The organism is Streptosporangium fragile (assembly GCF_039534445.1).
Lineage (GTDB): Bacteria > Actinomycetota > Actinomycetes > Streptosporangiales > Streptosporangiaceae > Streptosporangium > Streptosporangium fragile.
This window is the reverse complement of sequence record NZ_BAAAVI010000001.1, coordinates 124,050-149,908: the sequence shown is the minus strand read 5'-3', so window position 1 is coordinate 149,908 and position 25,859 is coordinate 124,050. Positions and strand designations below refer to the sequence as shown.

Annotated in this window: 25 protein-coding genes, 1 tRNA gene and 4 pseudogenes; 12 read left to right on the top strand and 18 right to left on the bottom strand. The window is 69.7% G+C overall.

Features of this window, described 5'->3' with window-relative positions; all coding sequences use genetic code 11:
* Window positions 1-77: 77 nt before the first annotated feature.
* Together ABD841_RS00715 and ABD841_RS00710 are read right to left on the bottom strand one after the other, a co-directional pair.
* On the bottom strand, window positions 78-881 hold the full coding sequence (locus ABD841_RS00715; protein WP_344966646.1) for a hypothetical protein: 804 nt from the start codon (window positions 879-881) through the stop codon (window positions 78-80).
* 87 nt (window positions 882-968) lie between these two features.
* Window positions 969-2,579 carry an ABC-F family ATP-binding cassette domain-containing protein gene (locus tag ABD841_RS00710; RefSeq protein WP_344966644.1) on the bottom strand — a complete coding sequence of 537 codons (1,611 nt, stop codon included), beginning with the start codon at window positions 2,577-2,579 and terminating at the stop codon, window positions 969-971.
* A 283-nt stretch (window positions 2,580-2,862) separates the two neighbouring features.
* Between ABD841_RS00710 and ABD841_RS00705 the strand changes: the two genes are divergently transcribed.
* A complete protein-coding gene (locus ABD841_RS00705; protein WP_344966642.1) occupies window positions 2,863-3,465 on the top strand; it encodes an RNA polymerase sigma factor in 603 nt (200 codons plus the stop codon).
* Window positions 3,465-4,403: a CU044_5270 family protein gene (locus ABD841_RS00700; protein ID WP_344966640.1), complete on the top strand. Its 939-nt coding sequence runs from the start codon at window positions 3,465-3,467 to the stop codon at window positions 4,401-4,403. The genes ABD841_RS00705 and ABD841_RS00700 overlap by 1 nt, the downstream gene beginning before the upstream one ends.
* On the opposite strand, the gene ABD841_RS00695 is transcribed toward ABD841_RS00700, so the two are convergent.
* Window positions 4,400-4,549, bottom strand: a complete 150-nt coding sequence (locus tag ABD841_RS00695) for a hypothetical protein (protein ID WP_344967039.1) — start codon at window positions 4,547-4,549, stop codon at window positions 4,400-4,402. The genes ABD841_RS00700 and ABD841_RS00695 overlap by 4 nt on opposite strands.
* A gap of 522 nt (window positions 4,550-5,071) precedes the next feature.
* On the opposite strand from ABD841_RS00695, the gene ABD841_RS00690 reads away from it, so the two are divergent.
* Window positions 5,072-5,998 carry an oxidoreductase gene (locus ABD841_RS00690; protein WP_344966638.1) on the top strand — a complete coding sequence of 309 codons (927 nt, stop codon included), beginning with the start codon at window positions 5,072-5,074 and terminating at the stop codon, window positions 5,996-5,998.
* 243 nt (window positions 5,999-6,241) lie between these two features.
* On the top strand, window positions 6,242-6,547 hold the full coding sequence (locus ABD841_RS00685) for a hypothetical protein (protein WP_344966636.1): 306 nt from the start codon (window positions 6,242-6,244) through the stop codon (window positions 6,545-6,547).
* A gap of 151 nt (window positions 6,548-6,698) precedes the next feature.
* Here the strand turns inward: ABD841_RS00685 and ABD841_RS00680 are convergent, their stop codons facing one another.
* Together ABD841_RS00680 and ABD841_RS00675 are read right to left on the bottom strand one after the other, a co-directional pair.
* A complete protein-coding gene (locus ABD841_RS00680; protein WP_344966634.1) occupies window positions 6,699-8,519 on the bottom strand; it encodes a serine hydrolase in 1,821 nt (606 codons plus the stop codon).
* Between the two features lie 112 nt (window positions 8,520-8,631).
* A complete protein-coding gene (locus tag ABD841_RS00675) occupies window positions 8,632-8,928 on the bottom strand; it encodes a hypothetical protein (RefSeq protein WP_344966632.1) in 297 nt (98 codons plus the stop codon).
* A 241-nt stretch (window positions 8,929-9,169) separates the two neighbouring features.
* On the opposite strand from ABD841_RS00675, the gene ABD841_RS00670 reads away from it, so the two are divergent.
* Window positions 9,170-9,724: a CGNR zinc finger domain-containing protein gene (locus ABD841_RS00670; RefSeq protein ID WP_344966630.1), complete on the top strand. Its 555-nt coding sequence runs from the start codon at window positions 9,170-9,172 to the stop codon at window positions 9,722-9,724.
* A gap of 88 nt (window positions 9,725-9,812) precedes the next feature.
* Window positions 9,813-10,088 (top strand): annotated as a pseudogene (locus ABD841_RS00665) (response regulator transcription factor); the annotation flags it as partial.
* 11 nt (window positions 10,089-10,099) lie between these two features.
* Here ABD841_RS00665 and ABD841_RS00660 read toward each other — a convergent pair.
* A complete protein-coding gene (locus ABD841_RS00660) occupies window positions 10,100-11,533 on the bottom strand; it encodes a carboxylesterase/lipase family protein (RefSeq protein ID WP_344966628.1) in 1,434 nt (477 codons plus the stop codon).
* 607 nt (window positions 11,534-12,140) lie between these two features.
* Between ABD841_RS00660 and ABD841_RS00655 the strand changes: the two genes are divergently transcribed.
* Complete coding sequence (locus ABD841_RS00655; RefSeq protein ID WP_344966626.1) at window positions 12,141-12,767, top strand: NUDIX hydrolase; 627 nt, start codon at window positions 12,141-12,143, stop codon at window positions 12,765-12,767.
* 185 nt (window positions 12,768-12,952) lie between these two features.
* On the opposite strand, the gene ABD841_RS00650 is transcribed toward ABD841_RS00655, so the two are convergent.
* The 3 genes and pseudogenes from ABD841_RS00650 to ABD841_RS00640 all read right to left on the bottom strand — a co-directional run.
* The gene (locus ABD841_RS00650; protein ID WP_344966624.1) at window positions 12,953-14,068 is read right to left on the bottom strand and encodes a hypothetical protein; all 1,116 of its coding nucleotides are present in this window, start codon (window positions 14,066-14,068) and stop codon (window positions 12,953-12,955) included.
* Window positions 14,065-14,583, bottom strand: a complete 519-nt coding sequence (locus ABD841_RS00645) for a SigE family RNA polymerase sigma factor (protein WP_344966621.1) — start codon at window positions 14,581-14,583, stop codon at window positions 14,065-14,067. The genes ABD841_RS00650 and ABD841_RS00645 overlap by 4 nt, the downstream gene beginning before the upstream one ends.
* A 906-nt stretch (window positions 14,584-15,489) precedes the next feature.
* Window positions 15,490-15,672, bottom strand: a pseudogene (locus tag ABD841_RS00640) (IS5/IS1182 family transposase); the annotation flags it as partial.
* 220 nt (window positions 15,673-15,892) lie between these two features.
* Between ABD841_RS00640 and ABD841_RS00635 the strand changes: the two are divergent.
* Window positions 15,893-17,242, top strand: coding sequence for a carotenoid oxygenase family protein (locus ABD841_RS00635; RefSeq protein WP_344966619.1), 1,350 nt, complete (start codon window positions 15,893-15,895; stop codon window positions 17,240-17,242).
* Window positions 17,243-17,308: 66 nt separating this feature from the next.
* Here the strand turns inward: ABD841_RS00635 and ABD841_RS00630 are convergent.
* Window positions 17,309-17,557: pseudogene (locus ABD841_RS00630) on the bottom strand (IS5/IS1182 family transposase); the annotation flags it as partial.
* Window positions 17,558-17,575: 18 nt separating this feature from the next.
* Between ABD841_RS00630 and ABD841_RS40705 the strand changes: the two are divergent.
* A pseudogene (locus tag ABD841_RS40705) lies at window positions 17,576-17,650 on the top strand (replication initiator); the annotation flags it as partial.
* A gap of 138 nt (window positions 17,651-17,788) precedes the next feature.
* A complete protein-coding gene (locus tag ABD841_RS00620) occupies window positions 17,789-18,127 on the top strand; it encodes a tyrosine-type recombinase/integrase (RefSeq protein ID WP_344967037.1) in 339 nt (112 codons plus the stop codon).
* Between the two features lie 106 nt (window positions 18,128-18,233).
* Here the strand turns inward: ABD841_RS00620 and ABD841_RS00615 are convergent, their stop codons facing one another.
* The 5 genes from ABD841_RS00615 to ABD841_RS00595 form a co-directional block, all read right to left on the bottom strand.
* Complete coding sequence (locus ABD841_RS00615; RefSeq protein ID WP_344966617.1) at window positions 18,234-18,542, bottom strand: hypothetical protein; 309 nt, start codon at window positions 18,540-18,542, stop codon at window positions 18,234-18,236.
* A 900-nt stretch (window positions 18,543-19,442) separates the two neighbouring features.
* Window positions 19,443-19,718 (bottom strand): CPCC family cysteine-rich protein, encoded by a 276-nt coding sequence (locus ABD841_RS00610; protein ID WP_344966614.1) that lies wholly within the window; start codon window positions 19,716-19,718, stop codon window positions 19,443-19,445.
* A gap of 37 nt (window positions 19,719-19,755) precedes the next feature.
* Window positions 19,756-20,415 (bottom strand): HAD family hydrolase, encoded by a 660-nt coding sequence (locus ABD841_RS00605; protein ID WP_344966612.1) that lies wholly within the window; start codon window positions 20,413-20,415, stop codon window positions 19,756-19,758.
* A gap of 20 nt (window positions 20,416-20,435) precedes the next feature.
* On the bottom strand, window positions 20,436-21,104 hold the full coding sequence (locus ABD841_RS00600) for a hypothetical protein (RefSeq protein WP_344966609.1): 669 nt from the start codon (window positions 21,102-21,104) through the stop codon (window positions 20,436-20,438).
* Window positions 21,105-21,455: 351 nt separating this feature from the next.
* Entirely contained in the window at window positions 21,456-21,632 is a 177-nt protein-coding gene (locus ABD841_RS00595) for a hypothetical protein (protein WP_344966607.1), read from the bottom strand.
* A gap of 315 nt (window positions 21,633-21,947) precedes the next feature.
* Here ABD841_RS00595 and ABD841_RS00590 point away from each other — a divergent pair, with 315 nt between their 5' ends.
* Together ABD841_RS00590 and ABD841_RS00585 are read left to right on the top strand one after the other, a co-directional pair.
* On the top strand, window positions 21,948-22,136 hold the full coding sequence (locus ABD841_RS00590; protein ID WP_344966605.1) for a hypothetical protein: 189 nt from the start codon (window positions 21,948-21,950) through the stop codon (window positions 22,134-22,136).
* Window positions 22,137-22,325: 189 nt separating this feature from the next.
* A complete protein-coding gene (locus ABD841_RS00585; protein ID WP_344966603.1) occupies window positions 22,326-22,886 on the top strand; it encodes an SMI1/KNR4 family protein in 561 nt (186 codons plus the stop codon).
* 203 nt (window positions 22,887-23,089) lie between these two features.
* Here ABD841_RS00585 and ABD841_RS00580 read toward each other — a convergent pair.
* The 3 genes from ABD841_RS00580 to ABD841_RS00570 all read right to left on the bottom strand — a co-directional run bounded on the left by ABD841_RS00580 (window position 23,090) and on the right by ABD841_RS00570 (window position 25,758).
* A tRNA-Thr gene (locus ABD841_RS00580) sits at window positions 23,090-23,166 on the bottom strand.
* 64 nt (window positions 23,167-23,230) lie between these two features.
* Entirely contained in the window at window positions 23,231-24,742 is a 1,512-nt protein-coding gene (locus tag ABD841_RS00575) for an alpha/beta hydrolase (protein ID WP_344966601.1), read from the bottom strand.
* 152 nt (window positions 24,743-24,894) lie between these two features.
* A complete protein-coding gene (locus tag ABD841_RS00570) occupies window positions 24,895-25,758 on the bottom strand; it encodes a PSP1 domain-containing protein (protein WP_425581925.1) in 864 nt (287 codons plus the stop codon).
* Window positions 25,759-25,859: the final 101 nt, after the last annotated feature.

Genomic DNA, 25,859 nt, shown 5'->3' with positions numbered 1-25,859 from the left:
GCTCGCCGCGCGACCCCGCGACCGCCCACCACGGAGACAGGCATGGGCACGGGCGCGATCCCCGGAGACGAGCACGATCACGGCCGGCTGTCGCCGTTGACGGTCAGTTGCGCGCCACGGTCCCTGGTGAACGGCGGTGTGGTCGGCTTGGCCGTGTTCGCGGGTATGACACCGCCGAAAGCGAGCTGTTCGTACGGACGGCTGCTGGAGCCCCAGGTCCGCGCGGTCACCTCGGCCGTGGCGATCTCCCCGGTGTCCTCGACGCTCTTGATCTGCAGAATGAACCGGCGTTTCTCCCCCGGCTGGACGTCGTCGGCGAACGTGCTCCCGCCGCCGAGCAGCTTGCCCCTCTTGTCGCGGAGCAGCGCGGTGACGGCCAGGCTGCGGACCGGCAGCACGTACGGCGAGCCCACGTAACCGGTGATGAGGTAGGCACCGTCGTCCTTGCGGTCGGTCATCACGTCGGAGACCGGGAAGGGCTTGAAAGCGGAGACGATCCGGCCGGCCTGGTGCCAGCGCGCCGGGCGGTACTGGATGCTCACGTCCGCGGGCTTGTCCTCGACGACGACCTGCCCGCTGAACGGGAGCGTCCCGGCGGGAGGCACGGCGTCCAGCGGCTGCTCTATCCGGACGACCTCGTTGCCCCGGGCGTCCTTGGCCACCACGGTGGCCACCACGTGCTCGCCGAAGTGCCACCGATTGGCGTTGACGAGCACGCCCGCCCAGTTGACCGCGTACCCGTCGTCGCCCTTGACGATCGACGAGACCTGCTCCTTGACCGTGAGAGGCTGAAGCGCGACGGCCTGCCGCTTCTCCTCGCCGGAGCATCCGGCGACGAGCAGAAGGGCGAGGGCGCCGACAATTCGGATACTGTGCGTCACCTAGTCGTCATAACCCGTGACGCCCTCGCCGTCACCCCCGACACGCCAGGAGCAGACCGACTCTTTGCCCCGTGCGGACCGGCCGTGTCACCTCCGGCGGACCACCCGGGTCTCGTCCCAGACCGGTTCGGACGATTCGTAGACGTTTCCATCGGATCCGAAGACGAGGTAACGGTCGAAGTCGTCGGCGAACCAGCGGTCATGGGTGACGGCCACCACGGTCCCGTCGAAGGCGTCCAGACCTTCCTGGAGCGCCTCGGCGCTGGCCAGGTCGAGGTTGTCGGTCGGCTCGTCCAGCAGCAGCAGCGTGGTGCCCGACAGCTCCAGCAGCAGGATCTGCAGGCGTGCCTGCTGCCCGCCGGACAGCGTCTCGAAGCGCTGCTCGGCGATGGTCCCGGCCAGCTCGTAGCGGGCCAGCGCCTTCATCGCCTCGTTCTTCAGCCGGGCGTGCTCGGTCATGACGATCTCACAGGGCGTCCGGCCGAGGAGCTCCGGGTGGGAGTGGGTCTGGGCGAAGTGCCCCGGCACGACCCGGGCGCCGAGCCTGGCCTCGCCGGTGTGACGGACCTCCTCCCCGGCGAGCAGGCGCAGGAAGTGTGACTTGCCCGAGCCGTTGGACCCCAGCACCGCGACCCGCTCGCCGTACCAGATCTCCAGGTCGAACGGCTTCATCAGGCCGGTGAGCTCCAACCCCTGGCAGATCACCGCCCGCTTGGCGGTCCGGCCGCCCTTGAGCCTCATGCTGATGAGCTGGTCCCTGGGCGCGGCCTCCGGCGGACCCGCCTCCTCGAACTTGCGCAGACGGGTCTGGGCCGCGTGGTAGGCGGCGGACATCCCGTCGTTGTACTTCGCCTTGTTCTTCAGCATGTTGACCAGGCGCTTGAGCTTGGCGTGCTCCTCGTCCCAGCGCCTCTTCAGCTCCTCCAGGCGCTCGTTGCGCTCCCTGCGCGCCTCGGCGTAGGTGCGGAAACCCCCGCCGTGGACCCAGACGTTGCCGGACTCCACGGTGACGATCCGGTCCGCGGAGTTGGCCAGGAGCTGCCGGTCGTGGCTGACCAGCAGCACCGTCTTGGACGTCTCACGCAGCGCCTGCTCCAGCCACTGCTTGCCCGGCACGTCGAGGTAGTTGTCCGGCTCGTCCAGCAGGAGCGTCTGGTCGGGCCCGCGCAGCAGCGCCTCCAGCACCAGCCGCTTCTGCTCGCCACCCGAGAGGGTGTTCACCTCGCGATACTTGCAGCCGTCGTACGGGATGCCGAGCGCGGCCATGGTGCACGTGTCCCAGAGCACCTCGATGTCGTAGCCGCCGGCGTCGGTGTAGTCCGTGATGGCCTGCGCGTAGCGCATCTGGACCTTCTCGTCGTCGGACTCCATCATCGCCAGCTCGGCGGCCTCCAGCCGCGCGGCGGCCACGCGCACCCGCTCGGGGGCGACGCTCACCAGCAGGTCGTGGACGGACCGGCCGTCGCGGATGTTCCCGATGAACTGCCGCATGATCCCCAGACCGCCGGAGCTCGCGACGCTGCCCTCGACCGGTTGCAGATCACCCGCGATCAACCGCATCAGGGTCGTCTTGCCCGCCCCGTTGGGGCCGACGAGCGCCGCCTTGACCCCCTCGCCCACCCGGAAGGACACGTCGTTCAGCAACGGCCGGCCATCCGGCAGGACATACGTCAGATGTGCGACCTCCACGTGCCCCACGGCGTTTCCCTCCCTGCGATCCCCGCGCAGGGTACACGCCGCCCTCCATCGCGGGCATCCGGATTTCCGCCGGTGCGGCAGTCGCGAAGATCAGGCGGAGCCCGCTCCCCCGGAGCGGGTGCCGGCGCCACCGGGGAACAGACCGCCGCGGGCAGGCCCCGCCAACGTTCTCTCCATGGGCCGCGTCCCCGCCGGAATCCACGGACGTGCGTCCCGTCCTCCTCCGGGGAGAACCCGCCCCGGCCCTTCGGGAGACAGCAGGCATGACATCACGAGGACCGAGATGACCGCCCGGCCGGCGGAGACGGTCGAGACGGACGAGACGGACGAGACGGACGACGCCGAGCTGATCCGCCGCTCACGTGACGATCCCGAGCAGTTCGCCGTGCTGTTCGACCGCTACGTCCACCAGATCCACCACTACGTCGCGCGGCGGCTGGGCACCCAGGCCGCCGACGACATCACGGCGGAGACGTTCCTGGCGGCTTTCCGCCGCCGCGACTCCTACGACCTGGCCCGGCCGCTGGCCAGACCCTGGCTGTACGGCATCGCGACCACCCTGGTCGCCAGGCACCGGCGCGGCGAGGAGCGGTTCCTGCGGGCACTGAGCCGTACGGGGGTGGACCCGCTGCCGGAGCCGATGGCCGACGCGGTGGTCGATCGCGTCGCCGCGCAGGAGGAGCGACGGCTCGCGAAGGCGCTGGCGGGACTGTCGCGCGGCGACCGCGACGTGCTGCTGCTGATCGCATGGGGTGACCTGTCCTATGAGGAGGCCGCGCAGGCACTCGGCGTCCCGGTGGGGACCGTGCGCTCCCGGTTGCATCGCGCGCGGAAGAAGGCAAGGGCCGCACTCGGCGGCGACGACCCGGCCCAGGAGGAGGAGTAGTGGAGGAGATCAAGCGTTTCCGCGCGTCCACCGCGGCGATCACTCGCGAGGCGGAGGCGGCGGCCCGCGCCCGCCTGCTGCACGAGATCCGGACCGGCCGCGAACCTGGGCGGCGACGCCTGCCCCGGTACGCGTGGCGGATCGTGCTCGCCGGTGCGTTCGCGGTGGTGATGGGTCTGGGGGTGATCCGGTCGCAGACCCCATCGGTGGTGCCGGTGGCGAGCGTCCAGGAGCTCAGCGAGCGCGCGGCCGAGGCGGCCGAGACCCACGACGGCCCGGAGCCCTCGTCGGGCCAGTGGCTGTACGTGAAGGAGAGGCTGGCGCCCGGTGCCGGGGTCGGCGTGAACCTCGATGAGCGCACCACCAGCGAGACCTGGACCAGTGTGGACGGCAAGCATCAGGCCTGGTACCAACCCGGCGGCAACCTGCTCGTTCAGGGCACACATCCCGGGATCTCCGCGGCTGAACTGGCCGAGCCTCCCGTCACCCCGCAGAAGGTGCTCAGCCGGATCGACACGGTCACGGCGGATGCCATGGCCGGATGGCTCGACAGCGACGGCAGCCCCTACAGGGAACCCAGGGAGCAACGGCTCTTCCAAGCGATCTACCAGCTCATGGGCGAGCAGGCGCTCAGCCCGGAGGTACGCGCCGCGCTGTTCCGCGCGCTGCCCTCGATCAAGGGAGTGACCGTACGGCCGGACGCCGTGGACGCCGACGGCCGCCGTGGGGTGGCGTTCGCCTACACCGGCGACTGGGCGCGCTACGAGCTCATCCTGAGCCCGGACGACTTCCGCTACCTGGGGACGTACGGGGTCACGGTCAAGGACCGTACGAACTACTCCGCCTCGGGATCGGTCTTCGTGCCGGCGGGCACCCCTCTCGTGCTCAGCGCCCAACTGGAGACCCACCTCGTCGACAGAGCCGGGCAACGGCCTTAGCACCTTGGCTGGTCGGCCTTCCAGGGCGGGAAGGACTTGCTGACCGACGCGACGGCCATGGAAGTGTCGGCCGTCACGGGTTCACCCGAGGCCGTCTCGCCGTGCCCCGCGGCATGGATGATCTCCGTCCCCTTGGTGACGGCCACCGCCACGCCGGGCAAGCCCGTCGCCTCGCGGTACTCCGCGATGAACGCGTCGACGGCCGCGGGGGTGATGTCGCCGGACCGGGAGAGCCCAGGCAGAGGGGATACGGCACGGCAGATCGCGGCAAGGGTGATTCTGAGCGTCCCCCGACGCCAGGTACGCCGCCTTTCCCGGGGTCATTGCGATTTTCCTCCATATTTCTGGTGGAAAACCACCACCTCGCCCGCCATCGCGGCTTCCCGGCCCCGCATCCTCCGGAAAAGCCACTTGACGCTTACCGTCAAGTACTTGATGATTGACGACAAGTACTTGACGATAAGCGTCAAGTAGGAGGGGAAGTCATGGCCCCTGGGCGGAAACCCGGGACGCGCTCGCGGCCGACCCGGCGAGGGTCGTGGGCGGCCGGGTGCTCGACCCCCTGGACGTCCTCTTCGGCGGGGAGAGGCGTTGCGGGAACGCCTGGCCGCGGAGACCCGCGCCGTCCGGGTCCCGGCCGACCCGCAACCAACGTGAGGAGACCACATATGACCACCGACCGCCCCGCCCCCGGCGGCCTCCTGCGGCTCGTCGACGGCCCGGCCGTCAGCCGTCTCGGCTACGGGGCCATGCAGTTGCCCGGCCCCGGGGTCTGGGGACCGCCGCAAGACCGGGCGGGCGCGTTGTCCGTCCTGCGCAGGGCCGTCGAGCTCGGCGTCACGCACCTCGACACCAGCGACTTCTACGGCCCGCACGTGGCCAACGACCTCATCCGCGAAGCCCTCCATCCCTACCCGGACGACCTGGTGATCGCCACCAAGGTCGGCGTGAGCCGGGACGAGTGGCGGGGCTGGAACCCCGCCGCCGCGCCGGCCCGGCTGCGCGAGCAGGTGGAGGAGAATCTCTCCCGGCTCGGCAGGGCCCGCCTCGACCTGGTGTACCTGCGAGTCGGCGGTGACGGCCTGCTCTTCCCCGACGAGACCCCCTTCACCGAGTCCCTCGGCGCGCTCGTCGAACTGCGGCAGCGTGGGCTCATCCGCCACCTCGGGCTCAGCGGGGTCACTCCCGCCCAGCTGGCCCAAGCCCGCGAGATGGTCCCCATCGTCGCGGTGCAGAACCGGTTTCACCTCCTCGACCGGGGCAGCGCCGACGTCCTCGCCGCCTGCGAGGAGTACGGCATCGCGTTCGTCCCGTACTTCCCCCTCGCGGCGGGAATGCTCCGGCCCGGCCTGGACAAGTCCCAGATCCCGCCCGGTATGGCACCCACCGAGGAGCAGGAGCAGACGCTGGACGCCGTGGCCGCGCGCCACGGCGCCACCCGTGCCCAGGTGGCGCTGGCCTGGCTGCTGGCCCGATCCCCGGTCACCCTCACGATCCCCGGCACCGCCTCCGTGGCACACCTGGAGGAGAACGTCGCCGCGGGTGACCTACGACTGACCGAGGACGACGTCACCCGGTTGGACAAGCTCGCCTGATGTCTCAGGGGCGCCACGGCGAGCGGCGCGAAGGCCGCGACGGCAGGCCCGGCGGCGGATCGCGACCATCCGCCGGACGGACCTGAGGGATATGCCGGAGAGAGCCTCCGGAGGGATCCGCCCGCGGGATCCTCCGGAGGAATCCGCCGCGGGCCGGCCGACATGGCACCGCACCGTGCGGGCAGGGAGACGGTGACGGCGCGCCTCGTGCGGGAAGGGCGCGGTGCGGAGAGGAGGCTCGTGATGCCGGGACGCGGTGAGCCCTCGGTCGCGGCCTCGGGCGAGTGGATGGACGACGACGGGGTGCGGCTGCCGGCGGGCGAGGTGCACGCCTGGTGGCCGGGGACGAACCAGACGCTCTGCGGGCTGGCGCTGAGCCGGTCGCGGCTGCGCCGGTTCCACCACGTGGCGTGGACGGACACGTTTCCGGAGTCGGGCGGCGCGGCCGACGAGGTACGGCGAGTCTGCCCGAGGTGCCGGGCCGCGGCGGGCGGTGGAAGCGGCCGTGGCTGGAGCAAGGGCTGGCGCAGGACGTCGCCGCGCCCCTGACGGCGTTCTCCCACGTCTCTGACCGCGTCCTTCCGTGCCCCGGCAGCGTTGCACCTCTGAGGATTCGAGCCTCGACCGCGAGGGCCGTTCAGGACGGCCGTACGGCGGCCGTTCAGGGTCACGACACGGTGGCGGCGGCCGGGGCCCGGTCTCAGCGGCGGGTGAAGACGCCGAGGCCGGTCGGGTCGAGGTTCTCCAGCCTGACCCGGGTGGCCGTGCCCTCGGGCCCCACGGTGAAGGTCACGCCGGACAGACCGACGGCGTTCTCGCCCGCGGTCCGGTAGCTGAAGATGTCGCCGTCGTAGTGCCGCAGCGGGAACCGCTCGCCCCGCGGGCCGAGCCGCATCACCAGGGTGCCGTTCACGGCGCCGATCGTGAGCGGGCCGTAGTAGTCGTTGGCGTACGTGCCGGCGTAGGCGGCGTCGGACCTGGCCGGGGCGGCGCCCGCCGGTGGCCTGGAGTAGTCGGCCTTCGGTCTGTCGGCCTCGTCCATCCGGGCGAAGAGCCCGCCGAACAGGCCAAGCCAGTCGACGGTGACCCTGCCGTTCTCCGCGAGGTCGAAGAAGGAGGCGGCCACCGCCTCGGGGGCGCCCACCGGCGCGGCGTTGGTGAGGACGACGATTCCCAGCCCCTCGGTCGGCAGAAGCGTCACGGTGGTGGCGGCGCCCAGTTCGAAGGCGCCCGAGTGGTTGAGCCGGAGCCGGCCGCGATCGTCGTAACCGACGTTCCAGCCGAGCCCGTAGAAGGCCGGCTCGCCCGCCGGCGCCCGGGGCGGGCCGGAGACGATGTGCGGCACGTGGGTCCGTTCCAGGGCCGCGGCGTCGATGAGCTGCTTGCCGCCGAACCTGCCGTTTCTCATCTGCAGGCGCATCCACCGGGTCATGTCCCGCACGGTGGAGCTCGCCCCACCCGCCGGTGACTGCGCCTGCGGGTCGCGCACGTGCCCGGGTTCCCACCGGCCGCCCACCCTGACGTGGGTGAAAGCCCGGTCCGGAGCCCTGGCGTAGTCGGCGAAGCGCGAGCTGGTCGACGTCATGCCCAGCGGCTCGTACAACACCTCGGACGAGAGGGCCTCCCAGCTCGTCCCCCTGGCCTTCGCCACCGCGACCGCCGCCTCGGTGAGGCCGAAGTTGGTGTACGCGTAGTGGGCGCGGAACGGCGCGAGAGGTTCCTCGCGGAGGCGTCCGAGGATGTAGCGACGGTCGTAGCCGAGGTCCTCCAGCAGGTCCCCCGCGTGGTCGGGAAGGCCGCTGCGGTGGGAGAACAGGTCGGCGAGGGTGACGTGGCGGGTCACCCACGGGTCCTTGAGCGCGAACCCCGGATCGTGCTTGACCACCGGGTCGTCCCACGAGACCGCTTTCCGGCCGACGGCCCCGGCGACCACGGTGGAGGCCAGCGGCTTGGAGACGGAGGCGAGCTGGAAGACCGTGTCGGGGCCGACCGGGTCGGGCGCGCCCACGCGCCGGACGCCGAAGCCCTTGAGATAGACGTCCCGGTCCCGGTGGACGACGGCCACCGCCATCCCCGGGATGCCCGTTCTCGCCATGGTGTCCCGTACGAGACCGCCGAGCCCGGCGACGGCGTCGTCGACCGCGGACCGGGTGAGCGAGGGCGGCGCCTGCGCGGGCGGGGCCGGGGCGAGCGACGGCGTGGCACCGGCGCCGGTGGGAGTGGGTGCCGGGGCGGGACCGGCGGTCAGGGTGGCCCGGCCGGGTACGGGAACGCCGACCCGCCGGGGGTCCGTCACCCGGCCCTGCCCGGAGCCGGTCGCGCGGACCCGCCGGGAGCCCGTCGCGGTGTCCTCCCCGGAGCCCGTCGCGGTGTCCTCCCCGGAGCCCGTCACGGCGGCCTCCCCGGAGCCCGTCACGGCGGCCTCCCCGGAGCCCGTCACGGCGGCCTGCCGGAGGTCCGGGACGCCGATCTGCCGGGGGGCTGCCACCCCGCAGGAGGCCAGGGCCCCCGAGACCAGCATTCCGGGGACCAGAACCGCCGTGACCCCGCGCGCGCCGCGTCCCTTCCGGCGCCGCGCCCCCATCAGGGGTCCTCCCCCGGCTGCGCCGCGGCGGGAAGGGGCGCCGGGACCGTCAAAGATCCTCGTCCCGTATCACGTCCAGGTCCACGAATCGGGGCGGGCTGTCGCACAGCTCCTGCATGCGCCGGGACATCTCGTCCGTCTTCGGCAACTTGCTGTTGCGCACGGCCTCCTCGTAGGAGGGGAACTGCACGATGGCCACGTAGTGCCCGGGGCGCGTGTGGTCGCGGGTGAGGGTGGTGTGCGTGGCCGTGCGCTCGTTCCCGGTGGTGTCACGCCACTCGTCCATCAGCCTCTGGACGTCCTCCTCGTGGGTGCTCTCGAACTCGATGACCTGTATGAAGCTCATGAGACCCTCCCGTTTCTCGCCTCCTGCTCCAACTCCACCCTTCGCCGGAGAAAGTGGACAAGGAGGCTTGGGTCAAAAACCCGCCCGTCTTTCTGCAACCCCGTACGCGTGGCTGTTTCGCGGTGAAGGAGCATGAGTCCTACGCGACGGGTAAGGACGGGACCCGCCTTCGGACCCCCGGTCCCACCCTCCGCCCGGTCATGGCTTCTAATGTGTCAATGCCTGTCTATACCATTAGTTCATGGCCTTCCCGCTGACCGGTGAACCGCTTGCGCTCGACCTGATCAACACCCGGAGCGACTCCCCGGACGGCCTCTCCGACCACCTGGCCACCGTCGAGGCGCTGGACGCCTGGCTGCGGATCCAGGCCGATCGGCTCCCCCGGCCCGCCGCGCCGCCGACCGAGGCCGACCTCGCGGCCGTCCTACGCCTGCGCGAGGCGGCCGACACGGTGGTCGACCATGTGCTGCGGGGTGTCGAACCCCCCGCCCCGGCGCTGCGCGCGCTGAGCGAGGCCGACCGGCTGGCCCCGCCGTACCGGACGCTGCGCTGGCGGGACAGCGGCCTGACGGTCGCCACCGAACGCGCCGGCGACGACCGGGCGACGCTCCTCGCGCTGCTCGCGGACGCGGTGATCGACCTGCTGGCCGGCCCGGTCCACTCGGTGCGCGCGTGCGAGGGGCCGGGCTGCCGGCTGCTCTTCCTGCCCGCCCACCCGAGGCGCCGCTGGTGCTCACCGGAGCTGTGCGGCAACCGCGTCCGCGTCGCCCGCTACTACCGGCGTCACAAACCGTGACCCCCGGGACGCCCACGGCTCCGTCCCCACCCCGGGCCCCGGCGACCGCCGCCCTCGGGCACCGTACGCATGACCGGACGCCGAAACGCCGTACGTGACCGAACTGATCGCCGAGTTCACTTCCAAAGCACCCGCCCGCCCGGCCGAGCGCCTCGACGTGCTCACCGCCCGCGAGCGGGAGACACTCCGCATGCTCGCGCGAGGACTGTCCAACGCGGAGATCGCCGATGCCATGGTGGTCAGCGAGCACACCGTGAAGACGCACGTCAGCAACGTGCTCACCAAACTCGGACTCCGCGACCGGGTCCAAGCGGTGATCACCGCGTACGAGACCGGACCGACGGCCCCCGGCAGGCCGGAGTAGCCCCCGGCCGGTCAGCGCGGCGCGGCCCGCTCCCAGACGCGGTAGGAGTCCGCCAGAGGGTAGGCCGCCTCGGAGGGCGTGGTGTCCCAGATCCGGGTCCGACGGTGTTCGAGATCGAAACGCGGCCAGCCCGGGTCGCCGGTGGCGGCGAAGGAGGTCCAGGCCGTGCGGATCCGCTCGGACAGGGCGGCGAAGCCGGCGGCCGGCGGGGAGCCCACCAGGCGGGCGGCGAACCGGCCGTCACCGTTGCCGAAAGTGAACGGCACGTCGACGCCGTGACCGGCGCCGAGCAGAGGCCCCCGCCAGGTGAAGTCGTACAGCCAGGTCCGGCCGCCCGCCCTCGCGTGCGCCTCGGCCACCCAGGTGGTCGGCATCCTGACCAGCGCGTCCGACATCATCACGGCGAACAGATCGGCGTCGGAGCTGCCGGGATGGGCGTCCCGGTAGACGGCGACCGCGTCCTCGCCGAGTCCGAGCGAGGCGGCCGCGGCCTCCGGAGCGACACCCGGAGGAGGACCTCCCGGGGCGAGCCCCCGGTACTCCTCGTGAGTGAATCCGCAGATCAGGTCCACGTCCCGGGCAGCACCCGCCCGGATTCCCGTCCACGGCGGACCGGTCACCAGATCACCGTCGACGACCGGCCCGAACGCGCTGGCGCCCGCCGCGGGGCCGGTCAGCGGCACGTCCTGAACGGCCAGGATCGCCTCGGGCGCCAACGCGGCGAAACCCTCCCGGGTGGCGGCCACGCCGGCTGCGGCGGCCAGCGTCCCGGTGATCTGCTCGGCCTCGGCGACGCTGTGGTAGCCGGCCGGGATGCTCTGCGCGATCGCCCGCCGGAACAGGCCCTCGGCGGCCGGCGCCGCGACGAGCAACGCGACCGAGGCCGCACCCGCGGACTGGCCGAAGACGGTCACGTTGCCGGGGTCGCCGCCGAAGGCCGCGACGTTGTCCCGCACCCACTCCAGCGCCGCGATCTGATCACGCAGCCCGCGGTTGTCCGGAACACCCGGCAGGTGGCCGAAGCCCTCGAAGCCCACCCGGTAGTTGACCGTCACCACCACGACCCCCGAGCGGGCCAGCGTGGCACCGTCATACTGCGGCATCCCGGACGAGCCGACCTTCCAGGCACCGCCGTAGAGCCACACCATGACCGGCAGCCCGGCGGCGCCCGGGTCCGGGCTCCAGACGTTCAGCGTCAGACAGTCCAGCCCGTCACCGGGCCGCCAGATCGGCGGCACACCCGGTGCCGGTGGCAGCTGCGGCGGCGCGGCACCGAACGCCGTGGCGTCGCGCACCCCGTCCCAGTCGGCCGGCGGGGCGGGCGGCTGGAAACGCAGCGCCCCCTCCGGAGCAGCGGCGAACGGAATTCCCTTGAACGAGACGATGCCGTCCTGGCCGAGTCCTCGGACCAGGCCCTGGCGGGTCTTCGCTACAGCGTCGATCACGCGCAGGAACGTTAGGGCGTACGGCGATCGATGGCAACCGCCGGGCGGTGAGTCCCCGTCGGCGGGCCCGGGGACGCGGTGGCACCGCCGAACATCCTTCTCGCCCGCGTCGTGGCCCGGAATCCGCACCTCCTCCGGGTGATCGCACCCCGGTTCGGTGAGCACCGCGGGGCCTCCCGAACCTCTCACCGGGATCGCGCGGACCCCGCAGCGGCCTGCCGATGAGAGGAAACAGCGTTCGCCGGCCGGCTCGAACAGCGCCCAGGATCACGCGGGCCCGGAAACGCCGATGAGAAACGCCGACGAGATGAGAGCGCTGCGGGCACAAGACGGGCTCGGACCCGCCCTTTGAACCTGACACGGTGTCAGGCCCTAGCGTGGGCCGCGTGATCCAGGCAGACGGTGGCCGCCGGTGGGGCGTCGGGGAGCCGGCGCGGGCAAGCGGGACGACCGTGCGCACCCCGCGCCACTACGGCCGGTCACGAGCAGCGCGACCGGCCGGCCGGTCGCCGGGCCGGACCCGGACTTGGGCTCGGGCTCAGGCTTGGGCTCGGCATGAGAATGCGCCGATGGCCACGTCACCACAGCGGCTCCTATGATCACCCGCATGCCCGACGTGACCACCCGGCCCTCCGCGCGAATCCTGCTGGTCGACGATCACGACCGGCTCCTGCTCTACCGAGGGCTGTGGTCGACGGAGAACCTCGACTACGCCTGGTTCACTCCGGGCGGCGGCGTCAAGGACGGTGAGTCCCTGAACCAGGCCGCGGCCCGCGAACTCCGCGAGGAGACCGGACACCGGGCCACACCCGAAGAGTTCGGGCACGTCATAGCCACCAGTTCAGGCCACTGGCAGGCGGCCGACGGCCGGCTGTTCCTCGCTTCCGACTCCTTCTTCTTCCTCCGGATCGGGAAGCTGGGGGCCGACCCCTCCAGCATGGAGGATCTCGAACGGTCGATGTTCGACCGGTTCCACTGGTGGTCGCCGGCCGAGCTTCGGAACACCGACGAACGGGTCATCCCGCTCGGCCTGGCCGGGCTGCTGGGACGCCTGCTCACCGGCGACATCCCCCGCGAGCCCGTCGTCTTCCCTGGCACCACCCGGATCCTCTCGGGTAGGGACGCGGCGGCCGACCTGCTCGACGGCGGCATCGAGAACAACCGACGCCGTTGCCGTATCCCACTGCCGCACGGATACGGCAGAAGCTCTCCCGGATCATCCGGGGACCTCTGACCTGGAGGCGCCCAAGGAACGAACCCGTGACCCCTTCATCACGAAGGAACCGCCCGCATCATGGCTCCCGGGAGAACCCCCGTGGTCGGGAGCGGAACGTGCGTGAACGTCCGTGAACGTCCGGGAGCGTCCGTGGAAGCGCTCCACCGCCGTCACGCGGTCGGACGCGCAGCGATCTTCGATCGCTATCCCACGCCCTCGAATCCAGGCAGGGTCAGATACGGGAGATGGCCGGGGTAACGGGCAAGCTGGCGGGCTTGTCCGGTGTTGACGTCGACCGCATAGGTGCTCGTGAGTCCCGTGCCCAGGTGAACGATCGTGACCTCGGATCCGCTCCGCCAGAGGGTGGTACCGGCGATGCCGCCGTCCTTCGGCAGGCCCTGGATGGCGACCTTCCGCAGGGTACGCCCGGTCTTGGCGTCGAGAAGGGTGAGTGTGTGCCTCTCGATGTCCCGCATCCGGAAGGCGGCCACCGTCCGGCCGTCCGGGGCGAGCTCGCTGAACATGATGAACACGCCGTCGAAGCGCACCGGCGCGCCCCCACCGGTGGCGGGCATCAGCCACAGGTCGGTCTTGACGTACCGGATCAGCTCGGCGACACCGTCCTTGACGCTGATCGTCTCGAACTTGCCGGGCACCGAGACCGTCTTGCCGGTGCGCATGTCGATCAGCAGGCCGGGCTCCTTGCTCCCCTCCCGCGGGTCGAAGACCACGTAACGACCGTCGTCGGACACCACGAGCATGGAGCCCATGCCGATCCGTTCCTCCTTCACGGTGACGGGGGAAGTGACCTCGGAGCCGCTCACCAGGTCGCGGACCACGTGCGCCTGGGCCTGACGGCTGTAGTAGGCGAGCATGCGCCCGTCCCGGCTGATCGCGACGGGCGCACGCCACTCCTTGGTGTTCCTGACGAGCGCCTGCGGCACGCGGTAGGTCATGCCGGCACGGGTGACCACCCGCCACTCGACGGCGCGGCAGTCGGGTGGCCGCCGCAGCGGCTCCTCCGGGTCGACCTTGCAGGGCGTCTGGTACGCGTGGCTGAGCGGTCCTGTCCTGCCGTCCGGCAGGTCGGGCACCGTGTCCACGCGCTGGGGCGCGGTGGTGTCGTCACCACGGGGCACCTGCAGCGCCACGACCGCCGTCGCCACGCCCAGCACCGTGACCGCCGCGACGGCGGCCAGCCCCAGGACCGTGCGCCGCCTGCGCCGGTGACCGGCGACGGCCAGGTCGACCCGGTCGGCCAGGTCCGCCAAGGGGGCCTCGTCGGCGATACCGTCCAGCGCCTCACGCAGCCTCGTCATCGGGCCACCTCCTCAAGCTCGGAATCCGTCAGCAGGTGCGCCAGCTCGGGCGCGAGCGAACGCAGGCGAACCAGCGCGCGATGGACTTGGCTCTTGACGGTGCCGACAGAGCAGCCGAGCACCTCGGCCGTCTGCGTCTCGGTGAGGTCCTCCCAGAAGCGCAGCACGATCACGGCACGCTGCTTGGGTGTCAGCTTGGCCAGCGCCTGGCGCAGCACGATCCGGTCGAGTGCGGCCTCGTCGCAGGAGGAGCCGCGTTCGGGCGGGTTGGCGCTGGGTAACTCGCGGCGTGGCCGACGCCTCCAGGAGATGTACTGGTTGACCAGTGCCTTGCGCGTGTACGCCTCGGGATTGCCGCCCCTGGACAGCTTGGGCCACTGCCCCGCGATCTTGATCAGGACGCTCTGCAGCAGGTCCTCGGCGAGGTGGGCGTCTCCCGTGAGCAGGTACGCGGTCCGCATCAGCACCTGCTGGCGGGCGAGCACGAACTCACGGAAGCCGTCGTGATGATTCAATGCGATCTCCTCTCGCCCGTTCCCAACGCGACCTGTCGGACGAATGGTTGCCAGCCCTTTTTCTTTCTCGGCGCCGGCAGCTTGACGGCATAGGAGCACCACGAAGCCGCCCCACCGCTCCTCGACGATCACCCTTCGCGTCCACGCCCACGTGATCCGCGCGGCGAAGGCTGCCACCGCCGATGTATTCGCTCAGGCCGTCGGCGATCTCACCGGTACGTGAATTCAGCAGGGCTGATCATCGGAGACGGGACCCGTCAGGGCGAGAACCGAATGCCGGTTGCGGGGGCCGTTCCAGAACAAGAGCGTTCCGGAAGCATCGGTTCCCTCACGAATGATCCCGGGAGCATACCTGTGACTCACCGTGTGGGGCGCCTCCACATCAGGGGGATCCAGAAGTCCCGTTTCACTGGTACAGCGGTCGTAGATCACCAGAGCATGCCCCCATGACCCCACCGCCTTGCCCCCGGAGATGCTCACCGCCCTGCCATTCGGGAGGACCGGCGGGTAGAACAAACCGAACCGCTCACGAGCGACGAGACCCACGGGGCCTGTCACCTGCCCCGGAACGCGCGCTGATCCGAACCGTCCAGACGCTGTAGAACGACCTCGGCTTGCTCATATCCCGGCTCAGTGCTTCCGGCCACACACCATTCCGGGCCACACCGGCGCTCCCCATCGGAGAGTTCCGCGCTGCGCCTCTCCCCTGTGACCAGATTGAGGACATCATCGCGTTCATCATGAGCCCAAGGCCACCGGATGATGTGTCTATAGCCGTGCATCGGGATCTGTGCCGGTTTTCCGCCGGCGAGAGGCACCTGATAGACCTCCGCTGCCCCACCAGATCACACGGTCCTCGGCAATTTCCATGCCGTCGATGAAGTCGAGGCGGGGCAGATCCGCATGGGGTCGGGCGTCCCAGTGGTGAGTGTGCCAGGTTCGGCGGATCAGGTTACGGACAGTGATGACGGCGTCGGTGAGGTCGAAGAAGGCATCCACGACCTTCGCACGTCGTCCGTGACAACGGGCCAGGCGGGTGAAGGCGTTGTGCCAGGCGTTCGTCCGCTCGATACGCCAGCGCGCTGTCGCGCCTGATCGCCCGCCTGGAGCGGGCCGGGCTGGTGAGCCGGGTGCCCCCGCCGGTCTCGTCACGACCTCCGTCCGAGCCTGCCGCCGAAGATTCTCGCACCGCCCTGGCCTGCGCGTACGCCGGGCGGCTGACGGCGTCCGGCAAAACAAGACTGTTCTTCGCGGATTTCCCCGCGCATGGTTGTCGGCGTCCCCCGACCACACCGACAGGAGATCCACCATGGCCGAGACCATCCCGCTGCATCTCGCGGGCAACAACGCGCCGGTCGCGGAGGAGGTGACGCTGGAGCCCGCCAAGGTGACGGGCGAGATCCCCGCTGAGCTGTCGGGCCAGTTCTTCCGCAACGGGCCCAACCCACGCACCGGCTGGTCGCCGCACTCCTTCGCGGGCGACGGCATGATCCACACGATCGCGCTGGACGGCGGCCGGGCGCGCTGGTACCGCAACCGGTACGTCCGCACGCCGCTGTACGAGCACCCCGGCGAGTCCCGGTTCGCCCTCGCCTTCGATCCCGGCACGGGCCGGATCGACTACCGGGTGACCACAGCCAACACGCACCTGATCGCGCACGCGGGCAGACTGTTCGCGCTGGAGGAGGGCGGCTTCCCGTACGAGGTGACGCCCGACCTGGCCACCATCGGGGCGTACACCTTTGACGGGGCGCTGCAGACGCCGATGACCGCGCACCCGAAGACCTGCCCGATCACCGGTGAGCTGCTGTTCTTCGGCTCCCGGCTGCGCCCGCCGTACCTGACGTACTACCGCGCCGACGCTGCGGGGAAGGTGGTGCAGACGCGGGTGATCGACGTGCCGCGGGCGACGATGATGCACGACTTCGCCGTCACCCGCGATCACGTGATCTTCCTGGACCTGCCGGTCGTCTTCGACGCGGCCCAGGCCGCCGCCGGTGCGCCGCCATGGCACTGGGACGACGCCCATCAGGCCAGGTTCGGTGTTCTGCCACGCACGGCCGGCGACGACGCGCCCGTACGCTGGTTCGACATCGCGCCGTGCTACGTCTGGCACACCATGAATGCCTTCGAGGACCCCGCCACCGGCACGATCACGGTCACCGGCACCCGGGTGCCGTCGCTGTGGCGCGGCGGTCCCGAGGACGTCGGCGGCGGCCTGCCCACGTTGCACCGCTGGACCCTGGACCCGCGCGCGGGCACGGTCGCGGAGGCCCCCGTCGACGACGCACCCAGCGAGTACCCGCGTGTCGCCGACAGCGCGATCGGGCTACCGCACCGCTACGGCTACACCACCAGCTTCGCCCTGGAGGCCGAGCCGGAGCGGTCGGAGATCTACGCCTATGACCTGGCCGACGGCGGCGTACGGGCGGTGCACCGCTTCCCGGCCGGGCACACCTGCGGCGAGGCGGTGTTCGTGGCGGCGGGCGCGGCCGGGGAGAACGACGGCTACCTGATGACCTTCGCCCACGACCGAGCCACCGACCGCAGCTATCTGGCCATCCTGGACGCCGCCGACCTGGCTGCGCCGCCACTGGCCGAGGTGCATGTCCCGGTCCGCGTCCCGGCCGGCTTCCACGGCAACTGGATCCCGGCCTGAGCACCGGGGTACCGTTCGCCGAGTCTCAGTGATCCTCAGCTGGGCGGTCGCGCGGACAGGCGACGGTCATCGGCGTCGATGGGGTCGGGCGTCCCAGCGGTGAGTGTGCCAGGTCCGGCGGATCAGGTTACGGACGGTGATGACGGCGTCGGTGAGGCCGAAAAAGGCATCCACGACCTTCGCACGTCGTCCGTGACAACGGGCCAGGCGGGTGAAGGCGTTGTGCCAGGCGTTCGTCCGCTCGACACGCCGGCGCCAGGTGGCCTGAACAGGCGCTCTGGTGCCCTTGCGGGCGATCTCGCCGGTCATGCGGCGGCATGTGAGCAGGCCGTGATCTCCTTCGCCAAGGTGGCCGAGTACCAGCGGCGCGGGGCCGTCCGCTTCCACGCCGTGATCCGCCTCGACGGCGAAGAGCTCAGGATCTCCCATCAGCTCAGCCGGGTCCGCGGCCGGCTCCTGCACCGGGAGAGGACCAAGACGGAGAACTCGACGGATTCTCTTCCGCTGCTCGGGCTCTGCGTCTCGGCGCTCCGGGGCCGTCGGTGAATCCAGCAGGAGGCCCGCGAGAGCGCCGGAGAGAAGTGGCAGGACTCCGACCTCGTGTTCACCACGAGGAACGGGACCCCGGTCGAGCCGCGCAACTTCAACCGGTCCTTCGAGCGCTACTGCGAGAAGGCCGGTGTCCCTCGCATCCGCGTCCACGACACCCGGCGCACCTGCGCCTCGCTCCTGGCCGCGCTGGACGTCCACCCCCGCGTCGCGATGCGCATCCTCCGACACTCGCAGATCTCGGTGACCATGAACGTCTACACGCAGGTTCCGGCGCCAGAAACGCGTAGAGCGCTGAATCGACTGAACCAGAGCCTCGGCGAACCGCTGTCGTAACTTCATCCCTACTGCCGCCAGGTGTACTGCTCTGAACTCCAAAGGCCCTTCCGGCTCATTTCTAGCCGGAAGGGCCTTTAGCACGCATGAGTAACCAGGTGGTTCGCTACTTCCTGCGAGACCGCCAGAGAGCATAGATCGCGAGGACGACGACCACCTGCATCGCCATGATGCAGCTTGCCAGGTGCGCCGGGAGCAGGTACAGCTCCTTCGCACTGAGCAGCGGAACGAGGGCGGTTGCAACGATGGCGGCAACGGTGGTTACGACATCCCAGAAGCGGCCGAGGTGAGGACCGCTCATCTCGCTTGAAGCAGTCATATCCAGCCCTTCGGGGGACTGGAGGGAAATCTTGAGGTTCGCGGCGTCGCTGGGGACGTCGTCGACAGGGTGAGGTGAAGCGGGACTGGTGGGCATGTTGCTCCTCTGTCAGGGCACAGCTCCGCCCATTGCGGAGCATTTCTGCGCCCCAAATAGCAACCTGAACTAGTCGGGGGTAAGAGTCCCGACCGGGAGTGCTAGAAGCTCCATGCCTCTACTCCTTGAGGTCTTCCTTCAGCCATAGACAGGCAGACGTTCTGTCCGGAGGGGAGACTACCAGGACGACCGCGCATTTGCATCAAATAGCTGCAGATCTACTGCCGCTGCATGGCTAATCATCTGCTAGATGTGCGACCATCAGCTGAGTAACCCCGTAGACAGCGGACGGGTCAGCTACTTATGCGAGGTGTGCGATGCCTTCGGAGTCAACCCCTCCGCAAGCCCGGCAGATAGTGAGTGAGCGGATAACAGTAGGTTTGGTTCCGCGAGTCTCGGAACAGCTCCAGAGACTCCAGGAACGCACCGGCTTCTCGAAGACTGACCTGGTGAACAGAGCCATCACGCTCTACGAGTACGTGGAGGCCGAGGCATCCAAGGGCAACGATCTGCTTGTGCGACAGAAGGACAGCGGCGAGTTGTTCATCGTCAAGATCCTTTGATTGACGGTACTACCGACGCTTGCCCGCTCCCCTCTCGGCTGACCACCTTCGTACAGCCACCGGACCCCGGACTACGGGAAGCAAAAGTAGCTGTAGCTGTACGCCACTGCTGTACGGACACGACAGAGGCCCTCCCGGATCATCCGGAAGGGCCTCTGACATGCGGAGCCGCCTAAGGGAATCGAACCCTTGACCCCTTCATTACGAGTGAGGGCACGATCGTCCAGGACCTTCCACAGCCGTCTTCCGAGCCTGGTGGGGTGGGGTCTACAGGGCTCCTCGGTCCATGCTCGTCCAGGGCTGTCCAGACCTGTTGTTAGCACCCGCGTTAGCAAGATCACGTGATTGGGTGCTCGTGCGGGAGAGGGTCGCGCACCTTGTCGATGCACCGCTTGCTGCTTGCGCCGAATCTGGCGAAGTTACGCCGTCCCTGGGTGAGGCTCAGCCCATAGTTGGGACCACCACGGACCTCGTCGGCGTCATGCTCGTCCTGTCCGTCGTCCTCCCAGAAGCACACCGGGCAGATCTCGTGCATGCCCCGCTCCTCAAGCGTGAGGAAGCCGCAGCACGGACACGGATACGGCTCCTCGCCCTTACGACGAACAATGTTCATGAACGTCACCCGCACACGGTAACGCGCGGTGGTCCGATCAGCTCTCGCCATACAGGATTTCCATCGCCTGCAGCACATCCGTAACAACGTGGTCCGCCCCGTGCTCCTGGTCCGGCCACGTCCCCCGATCGACCCAGACCGTGCGAAGGCCGGCGGCCCGTCCCCCGCCGATGTCGGCGACCAGGTGGTCACCGACCATCCATCCCCCATCGGCAAGGACCATGCCGCACCGCCGGGCGGCGATCTCGAACAGGCCCACATCGGGCTTGCGGATGCCTTCGAACCCGGACAGCGCGTAGGCGTCGACGGCCTCGGCCAGTCCCGTCCGCTGGATCTTGCCGAGCTGGTTGTCCGCCGTGCCGTTGGTGACGATGGCCACCTTCCACCCGGCCACACGAAGCCGCGACAGTCCGTCCATCACCGCGGGCCGACAACGCACCAGGTACGGCATGCGCCGGCGGTAACGGCCCCACAACTCCTCAACCGAGGCGGCGAGGGCGAAGTGCTCGCGGACCCTGCCGAAGAAGACCTCACGATGCGGGTAACCCGCCCGGTCCAGAGCGATCAGCCAATCCACCGCCTCGCGTCCGAGGCCGTACCCGTCGGCGAACTCCGCGGCCCATACCCGAAACGCCTCATCCAGGCTCACGAGCGTGTTGTCCAGATCAAAGAGCGCGAGCCGCTGCACGATCACCACCCTACGGGCAGACCGTCTTCTCAACCGGCGGCGGATGGATACCGGGCTGCCGCGAGGTCGTCGGTGAGGTCGTTCATGGTGAGGTCGGCGTTCAGCGCGGTGACCACCTCCTGTGTCAGCGGGCGGAGGGCGTAGACGTGCCGCACCGCCTCCAGGTCCACGGGGATCTCGTAGTAGTCCTCGGCGAACCGCCGGAACGCCTCCGGAGACGGGTCGACGAGCCGTCCGAACAGGTATGACGCCCCATCGGGATCGCCCGCACCGTCCGGATAGTCGATCTCCCCCACCCGCCAGCGGTCGTCCCCGGTCTTGCGCCACAGGCAGGCGGTCACAACCGGCATGCCGTCCTCGTCGCAGAACGCGGGCTCGGCCACGCAGTGGCGGAAGACCTCGGGGACCGAGTCGAGCACCCCCGGCCACGGCCCGTCGTTGCCGTACGGGCTCATCACCGCCTCGTGATCGAAGCCGCGGATGTAGGCACCCGATCCCGAGAAGACGATGGAGTACTCATCTCCCGAGCCGTTGCGCATCGAGGCCATCTCCTGCCCGGGACTCCAGTCCGCGTCGAAGGAGTGGTAGCGGCTGGACCACTCCGGGCTCAGGACGGCCTCCAGCACCGCCATGGACCGGCACAGGTCACGGAGCACCGGGACATCGGGCAGCAGCCGGGCCACGTCATGAGCAGTCATGCGCCTCATCCAACCGGATGCCGGTGACATCCTCCCGATGCGTTCTCTCCCCGGGCATAGGGGACTGTCGGCACTTCAGTCAGGGCGACGGCTGAGACCTGGGCCGGCATCACGGGGCGGCGTCTGACCTGCGCCCCGGCCTCTCACCGGTTCTCGATGTCTCCGGCCGTCTCACACCCTCGTGTGCCCTCGTTGTGTCCTGCCCATCGAGATCTGGGTGGTCTCCGACACTGGTTCCGACCGTTCGAGAGAGCAAGCCGATCACGCAACTGAACAGGGCTCACCTACCGTCACCGTGCCTCGCTGCGTACCGCTTTCGGCGCTCTCCCGGAGCGGCGGCGGAATGCGGCCTCACCGGCTGGGCGGCCACTTCTGGCCTGCCCGCAGGTTCATCAGTCGCAGGCGGCTCAGTTCCTCGTGGAACTCCTGCTCACCGATCTCGTACGGCGCGAACTCGTCGAGATCAAGTTGAGCGTAGGTCAGGCCGCCGTAAGAGTCCTCCGCGTACTCGGTGTCGTAGGCGATCACCGTGCCGTCGGCATAGGCCTCGACCTGTACGTGGGCGTATCCCTCGTCGTCGAGCGCCAGATAATACGTGGACGTTCCCCAGCTCGCGTACTGGTCCCCGCAGTCCTCGTCTCACTCCCGCCGGAAGTACCTCATTCCACTCACGTCCTCTCCGAGCCGCGCTACCGTGCCGGAGACGAGGAGGCAGGCATGAACGCGGAGGCGTGGCCCCGGCTCCGGCCACGGCTCACGCTCGGGCAAAGGCTACAAGGAACCGTCCTGCCCAGCCCGTGGCCTGCCGGAGTAACCAGCATCTTCGTCGACCTTCGCTTACCGGTGGCCGGCTTCGTGGACGTCCTCCTCCTACCGCAGGACGCCGACCGCTGGCCCGCCGTGGGAGCGGTGACGGACTTCGAGATCTGGTGGATGGACGAACGACCCCAGATCCGCCTCAAGCCCGTCGACCCTGCCTACCTCCGCGACGACTACACCGAATGGGCCACTAGGTTCCGCGGTTACGCGTGACACGCGCTTTAGGAGAACGGCGCTCCTGCGGTCCGGCGTACTGGGTGACCTGCGGGGATGCTAAGCATCGATAGATGCCATACCTTGATCATATCGCGTACGCCCCACGCCTGGAGGTAATCGGGAGGGGCAGCCCTAGCTTTGTGCTGCACGTGCAGCAGCCACTCGAAACGGGAGATCTTCTTCACAATGAGTGCCCAGTACGCATGGTCTGAACGCTTCCCTGCACGGCATCCGGTGACCAAGGGTTCTGATCACCCGGCGGTCAGCCCACTGGGCGATCTGTATCCTCCGGCTACCGAAGCAGGAGTCCGCAAGCTTGAAGAGCGGCTGGGTGTGGAGCTGCCGCCGAGTTACCGGCAGTTTCTCCTGTTCGCCAACGGGTGGGGCAGCGACGATGACTGCTGCCTGCTACACATCGAAGAAGTCGGCTGGCTCCGTGATGTCGATCCCTCGATCGCCGAGAGCTGGTCAGAACCCAAGCCCGAGAACTCATGGAGCGTGCCCGACGAGCTCTACTTCGTCTACGGACTGGAGCAGGACTCCATCCATTACAGAGGGGAGTATGTGCCCGACACCCTTCTGGCCGGATACTGGGATGACGGAGTGGCTCTCCTCAATCCCCACGTCAGGACCTCTGAAGGTGAGTGGGAAGCCTGGTATCTCGCGCCATGGCTGCCCGGGGCTAACCGTTACAGGTCCTTCTGGGACCTCGCAATGGACGAGCTGCGAATGCGATACGCACGTTGATGTCCCTTTCGTCGTTGAGCTTCGCCGTCTCGGGTCCTTCGTGGCGGTGGTCATGCGCGTGGGCGGCGCTGGCCGCGACCGGCCGGAGAGCCACAGCGCGGCCGGCGACCGCCCCGCCGTGGGAAAAGCGGCCGGGTCCATGGCGCTGTTAGCAAGGGTGTTAGCAAAAGGCCCCCACCGGTGTCCGGTGAGGGCCTCTGAGCTGGAGCCGCCTAAGGGAATCGAACCCTTGACCCCTTCATTACGAGTGAAGTGCTCTGGCCGACTGAGCTAAGGCGGCGTGCCGCGTGCTTCACGCGACTTACCGAAGTGTACAGGCTTCCGCGGAGTTTCCGCGCCTCGGTTCAACCGATCTTCGGGCAGCGGGTCCCGTCCTTCGGGACGGTCAGGTTGATCAGGTAGTCGTCCACCAGGCCGTCCACGCATGTGGAACCTCTCCCGTAGGCGGTGTGGCCGTCGCCGTCGAAACCGACGAGGACACCGGAGGAGAGCTGGGAAGCGAGGGCTTCGGACCACTCGTAGGGGGTGGCGGGGTCGCGCTGGGTGCCGACGACCATGATGGGCGGGGCGCCGGGTGCGTCGATCTTCTCCTTGGGGCCCGCCTTGACCGGCCAGTACGCGCAGGGCAGCGAGCTCCACACGGTGGACGAGCCGAACAGCGGCGCGTCCTTGGCGGCGTCGCGTGCGGCCTCGGCGAAGGCGGCGGCGTCGGGGTAGGTGGAGTCGACGCAGTTCACGGCGTAGTTGGCCTCGGTTTGGTTGGCGTACTCACCGTCCTCACGGCGGTCGATGAGCAGGTCCGCCATGCGCAGGAGCGCGGTCCCGTCACCCTTCAGCGCCTGGCTGAGCGCCTGGCGCAGCACCGGCCAGGACTGCCGGTCGTAGAGCGGAGTGAGCAGGCCGAGAATGGCCCAGGGCTCGGTGACCGCGCGCCCGTCGCCCGTGGTGTTGTCGAGGGGGGCCGCGTCCGTACGGCGGAGCAGCCGGGCGATCTCCTCGCGAGCGGAGGCGACCGATCCCCGGAAGGGGCAGTCGGCGGCCGTGAAGCAGTCTTCGAGGAAGGCGTCGAGCGCGACCTCGAAACCACGCGCTTGGGAGGCGCTCAGCTTCATCGGGTCGAGCGTGGGGTCGACGGCACCGTCCAGGACGAGGGCCCGGACCTTGCCGGGGAAGAGGTCGGCGTAGACGGCGCCCAGCTGCGTTCCGTACGAGAAGCCAAGGTAGGTGAGCGTGGAGTCTCCGACGGCGGCGCGCAACAGGTCCATGTCCCGGGCCGCGTCGACGGTGCCGACATGCGCTAGGAGCTTGCCCGAGCGTTCCTGGCATCCGGCGACGAGTTGCCGGGCGCCCTCTTCCAGCGCGGTGACCTCCTCCGGGGAGTCGGGGGTGCCGTCGATGCCGATGAACTCGTCCATCTTGCTCGACGACAGGCACCGCACGGGCGCGGACTCACCGACCCCGCGTGGGTCGAACCCCACGATGTCGAAGCGCTCCCGCAGGGCCGGGCTCATCACCTGGCGGGCACTGCGCGCGAACTCGACCCCGGAGGCGCCGGGTCCCCCGGGGTTGAACAGGAGCGAGCCGATCCGCTTCCCCGAGGCGGGCAGCCGGATGACGCTGATCGAGATTTTCTCGCCGTCCGGCTTGTCATGGTCCAGGGGCACCTGGAGCTTCGCGCACTCGAAGCCGTCGCCGCAGTCCGCCCAGGCGAGCGTCGCCCCCGCCACGGCCGAGTCGGCACCGGCGCTGGAGACGGAACCGGGAGTGGAGGTGGGGCCGGGGGCGGCGCCGTTGCCGGTGCAGGCGCCGGCGAGCAGGGCCACCGCCGCCAGCGCGGCGGCCGTACGGGATCTCACGCCTGGTCCGCTCCATAGGTCGGGTCGCCCGCCGGTCCGGCGGGAAGGCGCGGCTCGGGGGGATGGACGACTGCTCGCATACCGCTGGCATCCTACGCCTCTATCACTACAAACCAGCGGAATAACCCCAAATAGGCGCTACGCCTGGGACGTCACCCCTCCCCGTCGGGCCCGCTCTCGGCGACCTTCACCGCGCCGCCGTACACCTCGTCGTGCTGCTTGCGCGGGGAGCACACCGAGGCCGAGGGGCACGCGCAGCGGCGACCGCCCTCGTCAAGGCGGACCACCACGGAGTCTGAGGGCACGTTGCGGCCCACGACGGTGCCCGAGCCCTCGGGGGTGTCGACCTTCAGCCCGACCCGGGGCATCCTGCTGTGGGCGTCGAGGTAGAGCGGGTGTTCGTACTTCAGGCAGCACATCAGCCGCCCGCACGCCCCCGCGATGCGCAGCGGGTTGACCGGCAGGTCCTGGTCCTTGGCCATGCGGACGGAGACCGGCTCGAAATCCTTCAGGAAGGTGGCGCAGCACAGGTCGCGGCCGCAGGGGCCGATGCCGCCCTGGAGACGCGCCTCGTCACGGGGGCCGATCTGGCGCAGCTCCACCCGGGCGCGCAGGTTGCGGGCCAGGTCGCGGACAAGTGCGCGGAAGTCCACTCGCTGGGGGGCGGAGAAGTAGACCGTGTAGACGTTGTCGGCGTCCAGGTAGTCGACGCCGACGACCTTCATCGGCAGGGCGTGCCGCTTGATCAGACGTTTGGAGACGCTGCGGGCCTCGGCGCGCCGCCTCTTGTTGGCCTCGTCGCGGGCCAGGTGCTCCTCTCCTGCGATGCCCGCGCAGACCGGCAGGCCGCCGACCTCCTCGCTTGTCCACTGCGGCGCCCAGACGCACTCGGCCACCTCGGGCCCGGCGTCGGTGGGGACGAGAACTTTGTCGCCGACCTTGGGGCTGTGCTCGCCGGGATCGAGGTAGTACAGCCTGCCGTAGCGGGTGAAGCTCACCGCCATGATCATGCTCATGAGGCTCCAAAGCTGGGGGACGGCCTGCGCTCAGCCTATGCGGCATACCCGCGGGTACGCGGTGCCTGACAGCCGCCGGCCCGGGGCGTGGTGCCCCGGGC

Excerpts from the sequence above, each read along its gene's own strand:
- ABD841_RS00705 (WP_344966642.1), top strand. The coding sequence starts at position 2,863 with ATGACCGCCCGGCCGGCGGAGACGGTCGAGACGGACGAGACGGACGAG.
- ABD841_RS00690 (WP_344966638.1), top strand. The coding sequence starts at position 5,072 with ATGACCACCGACCGCCCCGCCCCCGGCGGCCTCCTGCGGCTCGTCGAC.
- ABD841_RS00685 (WP_344966636.1), top strand. The coding sequence starts at position 6,242 with ATGCCGGGACGCGGTGAGCCCTCGGTCGCGGCCTCGGGCGAGTGGATG.
- ABD841_RS00680 (WP_344966634.1), bottom strand. The coding sequence starts at position 8,519 with ATGCTGGTCTCGGGGGCCCTGGCCTCCTGCGGGGTGGCAGCCCCCCGG.
- ABD841_RS00675 (WP_344966632.1), bottom strand. The coding sequence starts at position 8,928 with ATGAGCTTCATACAGGTCATCGAGTTCGAGAGCACCCACGAGGAGGAC.
- ABD841_RS00670 (WP_344966630.1), top strand. The coding sequence starts at position 9,170 with ATGGCCTTCCCGCTGACCGGTGAACCGCTTGCGCTCGACCTGATCAAC.
- ABD841_RS00655 (WP_344966626.1), top strand. The coding sequence starts at position 12,141 with ATGCCCGACGTGACCACCCGGCCCTCCGCGCGAATCCTGCTGGTCGAC.
- ABD841_RS00650 (WP_344966624.1), bottom strand. The coding sequence starts at position 14,068 with ATGACGAGGCTGCGTGAGGCGCTGGACGGTATCGCCGACGAGGCCCCC.
- ABD841_RS00635 (WP_344966619.1), top strand. The coding sequence starts at position 15,893 with ATGGCCGAGACCATCCCGCTGCATCTCGCGGGCAACAACGCGCCGGTC.
- ABD841_RS00615 (WP_344966617.1), bottom strand. The coding sequence starts at position 18,542 with ATGCCCACCAGTCCCGCTTCACCTCACCCTGTCGACGACGTCCCCAGC.
- ABD841_RS00610 (WP_344966614.1), bottom strand. The coding sequence starts at position 19,718 with ATGAACATTGTTCGTCGTAAGGGCGAGGAGCCGTATCCGTGTCCGTGC.
- ABD841_RS00600 (WP_344966609.1), bottom strand. The coding sequence starts at position 21,104 with ATGACTGCTCATGACGTGGCCCGGCTGCTGCCCGATGTCCCGGTGCTC.
- ABD841_RS00585 (WP_344966603.1), top strand. The coding sequence starts at position 22,326 with ATGAGTGCCCAGTACGCATGGTCTGAACGCTTCCCTGCACGGCATCCG.
- ABD841_RS00570 (WP_425581925.1), bottom strand. The coding sequence starts at position 25,758 with ATGAGCATGATCATGGCGGTGAGCTTCACCCGCTACGGCAGGCTGTAC.